The sequence below is a fragment of the Saccharothrix sp. NPDC042600 genome (assembly GCF_040647305.1).
Lineage (GTDB): Bacteria > Actinomycetota > Actinomycetes > Mycobacteriales > Pseudonocardiaceae > Actinosynnema > Actinosynnema mutabilis.
This window is the reverse complement of sequence record NZ_JBEZBW010000071.1, coordinates 1-11,664: the sequence shown is the minus strand read 5'-3', so window position 1 is coordinate 11,664 and position 11,664 is coordinate 1. Positions and strand designations below refer to the sequence as shown.

Genomic DNA, 11,664 nt, shown 5'->3' with positions numbered 1-11,664 from the left:
TGTCCGGATATACATCCGATGTATTTCGTGCCGTCGAGGAGGACCAGCCGTGCAGCTTCTGCGCCTCGGAGCGCCGGGCTCCGAACGCCCCGCCGTCCGGACCGAGGACGGGACCACGTACGACCTGAGCCCGGTGACCGCCGACGTCGACGGGCCGTTCCTGGCCGCCGACGGCATCGCCCGCGCACGGGCCGCGCTGGCCGCCGGGACGCTCCCCGTGCTCGACCCCGACGGCCTGCGCGTCGGACCGCCCGTCGCGGGCGTCGGCAAGATCGTCTGCATCGGCCTCAACTACCGCGACCACGCGGAGGAGACCGGCGCGGCGATCCCGGCCGAACCGGTGGTGTTCCTCAAGACCCCGGACACCATCGTCGGCCCGTACGACGAGGTCCTGGTGCCGCGCAACTCGGTCAAGACGGACTGGGAGGTCGAGCTCGGCGTCGTCATCGGCCGCACCGCCCGGTACCTGGAAACCGCCGAGGAGGCGCTGGACTGCGTCGCCGGGTACACCGTGTCGCACGACGTGTCCGAGCGGGAGTTCCAGATCGAGCGCGGCGGGCAGTGGGACAAGGGCAAGAACTGCGAGACGTTCAACCCCCTGGGCCCCTTCCTGGTCCCCGCCGCGGACGTCCCCGACCCGCAGGCGCTGGCCCTGCGGCTGTCGGTCAACGGCACCACGCGCCAGGACTCCTCCACCAAGCACATGATCTTCCCGGTGGCCGAGGTGATCCGCTACCTGAGCTGGTTCCTCGTCCTCCGACCCGGTGACCTGGTCAACACCGGCACGCCCGCGGGCGTCGCCCTCGGGCAGCCCGAGCCCAAGCCGTACCTGCGGGCCGGGGACGTGGTCGAGCTGTCCATCGACGGGCTGGGCACGCAGCGCCAGACGTTCGGGCAGGCGTGATGGCCCGCGTCGTCGCCCTGGACGTCCACGACATCCGGTTCCCCACCTCGCGGGAGCTGGACGGCTCCGACGCGATGAACCCCGACCCCGACTACTCCGCCGCCTACGTGGTGCTGCGCACCGACGAGGGCCCGGACGGGTACGGCCTGGCGTTCACCATCGGGCGGGGCAACGACGTGCAGGCCGCGGCGATCCGGTCGCTGGCGCCCCACCTGGTCGGCCGGGCCGTCCCCGAGACCGCGGCGGACCTCGGAGCGCTGTACTTCGAGCTGGTCGGCGACTCGCAGCTGCGCTGGCTCGGCCCGGAGAAGGGCGTCGCGCACATGGCGCTGGGCGCGGTGGTCAACGCCGCGTGGGACCTGGCGGCGCGGCGCGCGGGCGTGCCGCTGTGGCGGTTCCTGTCGGCGTTGACGCCGGAGGAGGTCGTCGGCCTGGTCGACTTCCGGTACCTGTCCGACGCGCTCACCCCGGCGGAGGCGCTGGAGATCCTGCGCGCCGCCGAACCGGGCCGCGCCGGGCGGGCGGCGTTCATCCAGGACGCCGGCTACCCGGCCTACACGACCTCGCCGGGCTGGCTCGGCTACTCCGACGACAAGCTCGCCGCCCTGTCCCGCCAGGCCGTCGCCGACGGGTTCGACATGATCAAGCTCAAGGTCGGCGGCGACCTGGACGACGACGTGCGGCGGATGAAGCTCGCCCGCGAGGTGGTCGGGCCGGACGTGCGCATCGCCGTGGACGCCAACCAGCGCTGGGACGTCGGCACCGCCGTGCGGTGGATGCGCGAGCTGGCCCCCTTCGGCCCGTACTGGATCGAGGAGCCGACCTCGCCGGACGACGTCCTGGCGCACCGGGCCATCGCCGCCGCGCTCGGGCCGATCAAGGTGGCGACCGGCGAGCACGTGCAGAACCGGGTGATCTTCAAGCAGCTGCTCCAAGCCCGCGCGGTGGACGTGGTGCAGCTCGACGCGTGCCGGGTCGGCGGGGTCAACGAGAACGTCGCGATCCTGTTGCTGGCGCGCAAGTTCGGCGTCCCGGTGTGCCCGCACGCGGGCGGCGTCGGGCTGTGCGAGCTGGTCCGGCACCTGTCCCTGTTCGACTACGTCGCGGTGTCCGGGTCGCTGGAGGACCGGGTCGTCGAGTGGGTGGACCACCTGCACGAGCACTTCACCGACCCCGCCGTGGTGCGCCGCGGCCGGTACCTCGCCCCCACCGAGCCCGGGTTCTCCGCGCGGCTCAAGGACGACACCCTGGCCGCCTACCGCTACCCCGACGGTCCGGTGTGGACGGAGGCGTCGTGAACGACTTCGCCGGGCTGGTCGCGATCGTCACCGGCGGCGCGTCGGGCATCGGCCTGGCCACCGCCGGGCTGCTGTCCTCCCGGGGCGCGCAGGTGGCGTGCCTGGACCTGGACCCGCGGGTACCCGAGCCGCTGGTGGGCCTGCGGACCGACGTGTCCGACGACGACAGCGTGCGCGCGGCCGTCGCGGCGGTGGTCGACCGGTTCGGGCGGCTGGACGTCGTGGTCAACAACGCGGGGATCGGCGCGCAGGGGGACGTCGCCGCCAACCCCGACGACGAGTGGCGGCGGGTGTGGGAGGTCAACGTGGGCGGGATCGTGCGGGTCACCCGCGCCGCCCTCCCGCACCTGCGCCGCTCGCCCGCGGCGGCGGTGGTCAACACCGGCTCGATCGCCGCGTGGGCCGGCCTGCCGCAGCGGGCGCTCTACTCGGCCACCAAGGGCGCGGTGCACGCGCTGACCCTGGCGATGGCCGCGGACCACGTGCGGGAGGCCGTCCGCGTCAACGCGGTGGCCCCCGGCACGGCGGACACCCCCTGGGTGGGCCGCCTGCTCGACTCGGCGCCCGACCCCGACGCCGAGCGGGCCGCGCTGGAGGCCAGGCAGCCGCACGGGCGCCTGGTCTCGGCCGACGAGGTCGCGGGCGCGATCGCCTACCTGGCGAGCCCGCTGTCCGGTTCGACCGCGGGCACCGTCCTCGCCGTCGACGGTGGCATGCACGGGCTGCGGTTGCGCCCGAAGTCCTAGGAAACCACCCCCCTGAGATCGAGGGAACGATGAAGCGTCGCAGCATCCTCGTCGCAGCGGTGTGCCTCGCGCTCACCACCGCGGCCTGCGGCACCGCGGCCACCACCGGCGGCACCGCCTCCGGCGTCGGGCCGATCGGCGTGGACCACCCGCGGGCCGACTCCGACTTCTGGAACTCCTACATCAAGTACACGCCGGAGAAGGCGAAGGCGCTGGGCATCGACCTGATGGCCCCGACCAACTCCCAGAACAAGGTGGAGAACCTGGTCGCCAACGCGCAGTCGTTGCAGAGCCAGGGCGCCAAGGCGATCGTGATGGCGCCGCAGGACACCGGGGCCATCGCCTCCACCCTGGACCGGCTGGAGAAGGCCGGGATCCCGGTCGTCACCGTGGACACCCGCCCCGACCGGGGCAAGGCGTACATGGTCGTGCGGGCGGACAACAAGGCCTACGGCGAGAAGGCGTGCCGGTTCCTCGGCGAGAAGCTGGGCGGCAAGGGCAAGGTCGTCGAGTTCCAGGGCTCGCTGTCCTCGGTCAACGGCCGCGACCGGTCCGAGGCGTTCGCCCAGTGCATGAAGGCGAACTTCCCCGGCATCACCGTGTTCGAGGAGCCGACGGACTGGGAGGGCACCAAGGCGTCCGCGGCCCTCCAGACCCGCCTGAACCAGCACCCGGACATCAACGGCATCTACATGCAGGCCGGCGGCGTGTTCCTCGCGCCGACGCTGCAAGTGCTGCGGCAGAAGAACATGCTGGTCCCGCCGACCGACCCGAAGCACGTGTTCATCGTGTCCAACGACGGCATCCCGCAGGAGCTGGAAGCCATCCGCAAGGGCGAGATCGACGCGACCGTGTCGCAGCCGGCGGACCTGTACGCGGAGTGGGCGCTGTTCTACGCCAAGGCCGCGATCGAGGGCAAGACGTTCAAGCCCGGCAAGACCGACCACGGCAGCGAGATCGTGGACGTCGGTGGTGGCCGGCTCGAAGACCAGTTGCCCGCACCGCTGATCACCAAGGACAACGTGGACGACAAGGCCTTCTGGGGCAACCAGATCGGCAAGTGAACGCCGTCGAGGCGACCGGGGTGACCGTGCGGTTCGGCCGCACGGTGGCCTTGGACGACGTGCACATCTCCGTCGCGGAGGGCGACACGCACGCCCTGGTCGGCCGCAACGGCGCGGGCAAGTCCACGCTGGTGTCGGTGCTGACCGGGATGCGCGCCCCGGACGCCGGGTCGGTGCGGTTCTCCGGCGTGGCCGCGCCGGGCGTCGCCGACCGCGCGGCGTGGCGGGAGAGGGTCGCGTGCGTCTACCAGAAGTCCACCGCCGTGCCCGAGCTGTCCGTGGCCGAGAACCTGTTCCTCAACCGGCAGGGCCGGCTGGTCCGCTGGAAGGCGCTGCGCCGCCGGGCCGCCGACCTGCTGGAGCAGTACGACGTGGCGGTGCACCCGGACGCCCGGGTCGCCGACCTGACCGTGGAGCAGCGGCAACTGGTGGAGATCGCGCGGGCGCTGTCCACCGGCGCGCGGTTCATCGTCCTCGACGAACCGACCGCGCAGCTGGACGGCCCGGCGATCGAGCGGCTGTTCGACCGGATGCGGGCGCTGCGCGCGGCCGGCGTGTCGTTCCTGTTCATCTCGCACCACCTCCAGGAGATCTACGAGGTGTGCCGGACGGTCACGGTGTACCGCGACGCCCGGCACGTCCTCACCGCGCCGGTGGCCGGGCTGGCCAAGGCGGAGCTGATCGAGGCCATGACCGGCGAGGCGGGCGGGCTCGACGTCCCCGACGGGGCGGACCGGACCCGGTCGGCGGAACCGGTGCTGGAGCTCGCCGGGCTGTCCGGCGACGCCTTCACCGACGTCTCGCTGACCGTGGCGGCGGGCGAGGTCGTCGGGCTGGCGGGCAGCGCGTCCAGCGGCAAGCACGAGCTGGCCGAGACCGTGTACGGGCTGCGCTCGCCCTCGGCCGGTTCGGTGTCGGTCGGGGGCGCGCGGGTCCGCGGCGGTGACGTGCCGGCGGCCCTGCGCGCGGGCATCGGCTGCGTGCCCCGCGACCGCCACCACCAGGGCCTGGTGGCGGACCTCGGCATCGCGGAGAACGCGTCGATGACCGTGCTGTCGTCGTTCGTGCGGCGCTCGGCGCTGCGTTCGGCGGGCCGGGCGGCGATCGCGGAGTACGCCATCAAGGCGGCCGGGCCGGACCAGCCGGTGTCCGACCTGTCCGGCGGCAACCAGCAGAAGGTCGTCATGGCGCGGGCGCTGGCCGCCGACCCGGCGGTGCTGGTGCTGATCAACCCGACCGCGGGCGTGGACGTGAAGTCCAAGGAGGCCTTGCTGGGCGTGGTGGACGCGCAGGCCCGCGCGGGCCGGGCGGCGGTGGTGGTGTCCGACGAGCTGGACGACCTCCGCGTGTGCGACCGGGTCCTGGTGCTGTTCCACGGCCGCGTGGTGGCGGGGTTCGACCGGGGCTGGCGCGACGGCGAGCTGATCGCGGCGATCGAAGGGATGTCATGACGGGAGCACTCACCCGGCCGTCGAGCACCGCGGCCGACCCGCCGAAGTTCCGCCTGGGCCGCTACCAGGACCTGGCGCTGGTGCCCGCGATCGTCGTCCTGTTCGTGGTCGGGGCGCTGGTCAGCCCGGTCTTCGCGACCACGGGCAACCTGGTGGCGGTGCTCCAGCAGCAGAGCGAGCTGTCGTTGCTGGTGCTCGGGCAGGCGTTGATCCTCATCGCGGGCAAGATGGACCTGTCCCTGGAATCCACCATCGGCATCGCGCCGGCGCTGGCGATCGCCCTGGTCATCCCGGCGGCGTCCAACGGCCTGGGCGTCGAGCTGCCCGCGTGGACGGCGATCCCGGTGTGCTTGCTGGTGGGCGCGGCGGTCGGCGGGCTCAACGGGTTCCTGGTCCTCAAGCTGGGGCTGTCCGGGTTCATGGTCACGCTCGGGATGCTCACCATGCTGCGCGGGTTGCAGGAGGCGCTGACCAAGGGGCAGACCCTGTTCGACGTGCCGGAGTCGTTCCTGTACCTGGGCGCGACGACGTGGCTCGGGCTGCCGGCGGCGGTGTGGGTGTGCGTCCTGCTGTTCGCCGCCGGGATCTTCGCGTTGACCTACCTGCGGCAGGGGCGGTCGCTGTACGCGGTGGGCGGCAACAGGGAGGCCGCGCGGGCCGCGGGCATCCGGGTGGACCGGGTGGTGTGGGCCGTGCTGGTCATCGGCGGTTTGCTGGCGGCGGTGGCGGGCATCCTGATGACCGGGAGGCTGGGCACGGTGGCGGTGACGCAGGGGTCCGGCATGATCTTCAAGGTGTTCGCGGCGGCCGTGATCGGCGGGATCTCGTTGCAGGGCGGCCGGGGCACGCTGTTCGGCGCGTTGTCCGGCGTGCTGATGCTCGGGTTGGTGGAGAACATCCTGCGGCTGCTCAGCGTCAGCGGGTTCTACATCAACGCCTCCTACGGCGCGGTGATCATCCTCGCGCTGGTCGTGACCCGGTTCGCCACCGGCAAGGTGCAGGAGTGACGGAGCTGCCGTGATCTCGTTGTCCCGCTTCGGATTCGGCGCCGCGCCGATCGGCAACCTGTACTCGGAGGTGTCCCCGGAGGACGCCCTCGCGGCCGTGGACGCGGCCTGGGAGACCGGCATCCGCTTCTTCGACACCGCCCCGCACTACGGGTTGGGCCTGTCGGAACGGCGGCTGGGCGCGGCGCTGGCCGTGCGGCCGCGTGACGAGTACGTGGTGTCCACCAAGGTCGGGCGGCTGCTGGAACCCGTCGAGGGCGGCGGGGACGACCTGGCCAACGGGTTCGCCGTGCCCGCGACCCACCGCCGGGTGTGGGACTTCAGCGCCGACGGCGTGCGGCGCTCGCTGGAGTCCTCTGTGGACCGGATGGGGCTGGAACGGGTCGATGTCGTGCTGCTGCACGACGTGGACCTGCGGCCCGAGTTCACCGAGCAGGCGGCGCGGGAGGCGTTCCCGGCGCTGGCGGCGCTGCGCGACCAGGGCGTCGTGCGCGCGGTCGGGGTCGGGCTGAACCACTGGGAGACGGCCGAGTGGTTCGTCCGGGAGACCGGGGTGGACGTGGTGCTGCTGGCCGGGCGGTACACGCTGCTGGACCAGTCGTCGGCGGGTTTCCTGGACCTGTGCGTGGAGCGCGGTGTCGCGGTGGTCGCGGCGGGCGTGTTCAACTCCGGGGTGCTGGCCCGGCCGGAGGTCCCCGACGACGCGACCTACGACTACGCGACCGCGCCGGACGAGCTGGTCCGGCGGGCCCGGCGGATCGCCGGGGTGTGCGCGCGGCACGGCGTGACCCTGCCGCGGGCGGCGCTGGCGTTCCCGTTCCGGCACCCGGCGGTCGTGTCGGTGCTGGTGGGGGCGCGGTCGGCGGAGGAGGTGCGGGCCAACGCGGCGCACGCGCCGGTCCCGGACGACCTGTGGGACGACCTGCGCTCGGAGGGCCTGCTGTGATCGTGGACGCCCACCACCACGTGTGGGACCTGTCCGTGCGCGACCAGGACTGGATCACCGACCCGCCGATGGGCGCGATCCGGCGGTCGTTCGGGGTGGCGGACCTGGCGGCGGTCGCTCCCGAGGTGACGCGGACCGTGCTGGTGCAGACGGTGCCCGTGGCGGAGGAGACGCCCGAGCTCCTGGCGTTGGCCGAGGAGCACGAGGTCGTCGGCGCGGTCGTCGGGTGGACCGACCTGACCTCCCCGGCCGTCGGGGACGAGCTGGACGCGCTGGCGGGCGGGGTCGGCGGCGGGTGGCTGCGCGGTGTCCGGCACCAGGTCCAGGACGAGCCGGACCCGGAGTGGCTGTGCCGGGCGGACGTGCGTCGCGGCCTGACCGAGCTGGGCCGGCGCGGCCTGGTGCACGACCTGCTGATCCGGCCGCACCAGCTCCCCGCGGCCCGGCGGACGGCGGCGGCCCTGCCCGACCTGGGGTTCGTGCTGGACCACTGCGCCAAGCCACCCGTCGCCGGTGGCGGGTCGTTCGGCGGGTGGGCGGAGGGCATCCGGTCGCTCGCGGCCCACGAGAACGTGACGTGCAAGGTGTCCGGGCTGGTCACCGAGGCGGTCTGGCGGACGTGGACGGTCGCCGACCTGCGGCCGTGGTTCGAGGTCGTCCTGGACGCCTTCGGTCCGGAGCGCCTGATGTTCGGCTCCGACTGGCCCGTGTGCCTGCTGGCGGCGTCGTACGCCGAGGTGCTGGACGCGGCGCGGGACCTGGCGGCGCAACTGAGCCCGGCGGAACGCGACCACCTCTTCACCGCCACCGCCACCGCGGTCTACGGGTTGGCCTAGGGACATCCCCACCGCGGTACCGGGGGCTTCCCGGATGGATCATGGTCGGGCCCGGCGGCAGGCTTCCCCCATGCGAAAACTCCTGCTGATCCCCCTGGCGGCACTGGCTTTCACCGCCGTGCCGGCCCAGGCGGCGACCGTGCCGCCGCCCAACCCCGAAGCGCTCGCCGCCGCCGTGCGCCCCGGTCCGGACGCCTCCGGCGCGCTCGTCCGGGTGTCGGGCTCGGCCGGGTCGTGGCGGGGCAGCGGCGGGGTTGCGCGGATCGGCACGTCCGCGCCGGTCCACCCGGACGGCCGGTTCCGGGTCGGCAGCATCACCAAGCTGTTCACCGCGGCGGCGGCGCTCCAGCTCCAGGAGCGCGGGGCGCTCGACCTGGACCAGACCGTGCAGCACTACCTGCCGGGCCTGTTGCCGGACACGTTCAAGCACCCGATCACCGTGCGGCAGCTGCTCAACCACACGCACGGCATCGCCGGCCACGGGCTGCCGCACAAGGACCCGGCGTGGTTCTTCGAGCACCGGTACGACACGTTCGACCCGGTCGCGCTGGTGCGCATGGGCGCGGCGGAGGGACCGCGGTTCGCGCCCGGTGAGCGCCAGGAGTACGGGAACATGGGCTACCTGGTGGCGGGTCTCGTGATCGAGGCGGCGACCGGCCGCCCGTACGGGGACGCGGTCCGCGAGCTGGTCCTGCGGCCGTTGCGCCTGCACGACACGTACCTGCCCGGCGCCGACCCCCGGATCCGCGGTGTCCACGCGCGCGGCTACGAGGCGACGGCGGACGGGTACGTGGACGTCACCGAGGTCAACCCGACCCTCCAGTGGGCGGCGGCGGAGATCATCTCCAGCGCCCGCGACCTGGACCGTGTGCTCAACGCCCTCCTGCGCGGCCCGTTCCTGACCGACCGCGCCCGCGCCGAGCTGATGACCGTGCCGGTCGAAGGCGCGTCGCACGCGCTCGGCATCACCCGCATCGACCTGGGCAACGGCCGCGTGGTGTGGGGCAAGACCGGTGACCGACCGGGTTACAACAACGGCGTCGCCGGGACCCTCGACGGGTCGCGCACCCTGGTCTACTCGGTCAACACCCTCCGCATGGGCGGCGAACTGTCCCCGACCGCGTTGCGGATCATCGGGGCCGCGTTCGGCTGACCGGGACGCTCAGGCCAGGTCGGACAGCCACTGCTCGACACCGGCCACGTGGACCGTGGACCACGAACGGGCCAGTTCGGTCTGGTGCGCCGCCAGGGCGTCGACGATGGCGCGGTGTTCCGCCACTGTGCGGTCCACCGCGCCGGCCTGCGTGATGCCCCGCCAGATGCGCACCCGCACCGTCGGCCCGGCCAGGGTGTCCAGCAGTTGGGCCAGGTAGGCGTTGCCCGAGCACTGGGCGATGGCCCGGTGGAACTCCAGGTCGTGCTCCACCAGCTCCTCCACCGACCGCGCGTGCTCGGCGGCGTCGCACAGCGTGCGCAGGGAGGCGATCTCCTCCGGTCCGACCCGTTGGGCGGCCATCGCGGCGGCGGCCGGTTCGAGGATGCGCCGGACTTGCAGCACCTCCAGCACCGAGTCCTCGCCGCGGTGCAGGTCCAGGACGAACGAGAGCGCGCCGAGCAGGTCGTCCGCGCGCAGGCTGGAGACGTACGTCCCGTCGCCCTGCCGCACGTCCAGGACCCTGACCAGGGACAACGCCTTCACGGCCTCGCGCAGGGAGTTCCGGGACAGACCCAGGCGCTCGGCGAGGTCCGCCTCGCGCGGCAGTCGGTCGCCCGGCTTGAGCTCACCGGACGTGATCATTTCCTTCACGCGCAGGATCGCGTCGTCGGTGACCGCCACGCCGGAACCTCCGTAGACCTCGGATGTCTGGCCCCAAGTATGAGCCAACGGGTGACGGACCGGCTTGCGGACCCGCTTCACGAGACTTAGTAACTTTTAGGACGTATATTCGGTTATCTTCTAACCACACGTGACGCCGCCCACCGCTTCCGGCCATAATGGTCTGGACCATTTGAGGAGGGACCTTGGACACGGTTGTCGCAGCTCCGCGAGCACTGCTCGGTCGCACCATCACCGGTCCCGCCAGCGTGCGCATCAGGGCGGGACGGGTGGTCGAGGTCGTCACGGGCGAACCGCCCGCCGACGCCGAGGTGCTGGCCGACGGGCTGCTCACCCCGGGCCTGGTGGACGTGCAGGTCAACGGGGCGGTCGGCGTCGACTTCGCCGAGGTCGACGCCGAGGGCATGCGCCTCGTCGCCGCGGCCTTCCCGCAGACCGGCGTGACCCGCTTCGTGCCCACGCTGATCACGGCCCCGGTGGCCGAGGCGTTGCGCCAGGCACGCGCCGTGGTGGCGGCGTCGGCCACGCTGCCCCCGGGAGCCGGCGCGGTGCCGCTCGGCGTGCACCTGGAGGGGCCGTTCCTGTCACCCAAGCGCGCGGGCGTGCACGACCCGGCGCTGATGGTGGAGCCGGGACCGGGCGAGATCGACCTGCTGCTGGCCGAGGACCTGCGCGGACACCTGCGCATGGTGACCCTCGCGCCGGAGCAGCCCGGCGGCCTGGAGGCCGTGCGGCGGCTGTCCGAGGCGGGCGTCCTGGTCGCCGTCGGCCACAGCGACGCCACCGGCGAGCAGACCCGCGCGGCGGCCGCGGCGGGCGCGCGCATGGTGACGCACCTGTTCAACGCCCAACGCCCGCTCGGCCACCGCGAACCCGGCGTGCCGGGCGTGGCCCTGGTGGACGACCGCTTCACGCTGGGCCTGATCGCCGACCTGGCCCACGTGGGCCCGGACGTGTGCCGGCTGGTCTTCAACGCCGCCGGCCCGCGGGTCGCCCTGGTGACCGACGCGGTCGCGGCGGCCGGCATGCCCCCGGGCCGCTACCAGCTCGGCGGCGCGGACGTGGTCCTGACCGAAGACGGCGTGCCGCGCTCGCCGGAGGGCACCATCGCCGGCAGCGCGCTGACCCTGGACCGGGCCGTCCGCAACATCGTGTCGGTGGGCGTGGACCTGGCGGACGCGCTGGCGTCGGCCACGATCGTCCCGGCGGACGTCATCGGCGAACCCACCCTGGGCCGCCTGGCCCCGGGCGCGGTAGCCGACCTGGTGTGGTGGGACGACGACCTCAAGCCACGCAAGGTGTGGGTGGACGGCGAGGTCGTCTTCGACGCGACAACCGACACCGCCCCCGTGGCCACCGAACTGGCCGCCGCCGGCCAGTAACCCGACAAGCAGCCCCGGCCCGCACCCTCGGGGAGGGGGTGCGGGCCGAGCTCTTCCACGCGCCGAAGGCGCGCGCTCTTCAATTGGCTATCAGCCACAGGAAGGGCCTCGGTTCGTTCCCCGTACGGCCTGGGCGCAGCCCAACCGCGCTTGGGTCTTGTTTGCAACCACGCTTTACCGGTTGCAAACAAGA

General features: G+C 73.2%; 11 protein-coding genes. 10 read left to right on the top strand and 1 reads right to left on the bottom strand.

Features of this window, described 5'->3' with window-relative positions:
- The first annotated feature begins 49 nt into the window (after window positions 1-49).
- From AB0A74_RS30750 to AB0A74_RS30710, 9 genes are all read left to right on the top strand, one after another.
- On the top strand, window positions 50-904 hold the full coding sequence (locus AB0A74_RS30750) for a fumarylacetoacetate hydrolase family protein (protein WP_358254914.1): 855 nt from the start codon (window positions 50-52) through the stop codon (window positions 902-904).
- A complete protein-coding gene (locus tag AB0A74_RS30745; protein ID WP_358254912.1) occupies window positions 904-2,202 on the top strand; it encodes an enolase C-terminal domain-like protein in 1,299 nt (432 codons plus the stop codon). The genes AB0A74_RS30750 and AB0A74_RS30745 overlap by 1 nt, the downstream gene beginning before the upstream one ends.
- Window positions 2,199-2,948, top strand: a complete 750-nt coding sequence (locus AB0A74_RS30740; protein ID WP_358254910.1) for an SDR family oxidoreductase — start codon at window positions 2,199-2,201, stop codon at window positions 2,946-2,948. Before AB0A74_RS30745 ends, AB0A74_RS30740 begins: the two co-directional genes overlap by 4 nt.
- Before the next feature lie 29 nt (window positions 2,949-2,977).
- Complete coding sequence (locus AB0A74_RS30735; RefSeq protein WP_358254908.1) at window positions 2,978-4,012, top strand: sugar ABC transporter substrate-binding protein; 1,035 nt, start codon at window positions 2,978-2,980, stop codon at window positions 4,010-4,012.
- Window positions 4,009-5,463: a sugar ABC transporter ATP-binding protein gene (locus tag AB0A74_RS30730; RefSeq protein WP_358254906.1), complete on the top strand. Its 1,455-nt coding sequence runs from the start codon at window positions 4,009-4,011 to the stop codon at window positions 5,461-5,463. The genes AB0A74_RS30735 and AB0A74_RS30730 overlap by 4 nt, the downstream gene beginning before the upstream one ends.
- Complete coding sequence (locus AB0A74_RS30725) at window positions 5,460-6,470, top strand: ABC transporter permease (RefSeq protein WP_358254904.1); 1,011 nt, start codon at window positions 5,460-5,462, stop codon at window positions 6,468-6,470. Before AB0A74_RS30730 ends, AB0A74_RS30725 begins: the two co-directional genes overlap by 4 nt.
- 10 nt (window positions 6,471-6,480) lie before the next feature.
- Window positions 6,481-7,416 (top strand): aldo/keto reductase, encoded by a 936-nt coding sequence (locus tag AB0A74_RS30720; RefSeq protein ID WP_358254902.1) that lies wholly within the window; start codon window positions 6,481-6,483, stop codon window positions 7,414-7,416.
- Entirely contained in the window at window positions 7,413-8,252 is an 840-nt protein-coding gene (locus AB0A74_RS30715) for an amidohydrolase family protein (RefSeq protein ID WP_358254900.1), read from the top strand. The genes AB0A74_RS30720 and AB0A74_RS30715 overlap by 4 nt, the downstream gene beginning before the upstream one ends.
- Window positions 8,253-8,322: 70 nt before the next feature.
- Window positions 8,323-9,405, top strand: coding sequence for a serine hydrolase domain-containing protein (locus AB0A74_RS30710; protein WP_358254898.1), 1,083 nt, complete (start codon window positions 8,323-8,325; stop codon window positions 9,403-9,405).
- Window positions 9,406-9,414: 9 nt separating this feature from the next.
- On the opposite strand, the gene AB0A74_RS30705 is transcribed toward AB0A74_RS30710, so the two are convergent.
- The gene (locus AB0A74_RS30705) at window positions 9,415-10,089 is read right to left on the bottom strand and encodes a FadR/GntR family transcriptional regulator (protein ID WP_358254896.1); all 675 of its coding nucleotides are present in this window, start codon (window positions 10,087-10,089) and stop codon (window positions 9,415-9,417) included.
- Between the two features lie 185 nt (window positions 10,090-10,274).
- Here AB0A74_RS30705 and nagA point away from each other — a divergent pair, with 185 nt between their 5' ends.
- Window positions 10,275-11,471 (top strand): N-acetylglucosamine-6-phosphate deacetylase, encoded by a 1,197-nt coding sequence (gene nagA / locus AB0A74_RS30700; protein ID WP_358254894.1) that lies wholly within the window; start codon window positions 10,275-10,277, stop codon window positions 11,469-11,471.
- Window positions 11,472-11,664: the final 193 nt, after the last annotated feature.

Bases quoted from the DNA above. Each gene is read 5' to 3' on its own strand.
- AB0A74_RS30745 (WP_358254912.1), top strand. From the start codon at position 904: ATGGCCCGCGTCGTCGCCCTGGACGTCCACGACATCCGGTTCCCCACC.
- AB0A74_RS30735 (WP_358254908.1), top strand. From the start codon at position 2,978: ATGAAGCGTCGCAGCATCCTCGTCGCAGCGGTGTGCCTCGCGCTCACC.
- AB0A74_RS30725 (WP_358254904.1), top strand. From the start codon at position 5,460: ATGACGGGAGCACTCACCCGGCCGTCGAGCACCGCGGCCGACCCGCCG.
- AB0A74_RS30710 (WP_358254898.1), top strand. From the start codon at position 8,323: ATGCGAAAACTCCTGCTGATCCCCCTGGCGGCACTGGCTTTCACCGCC.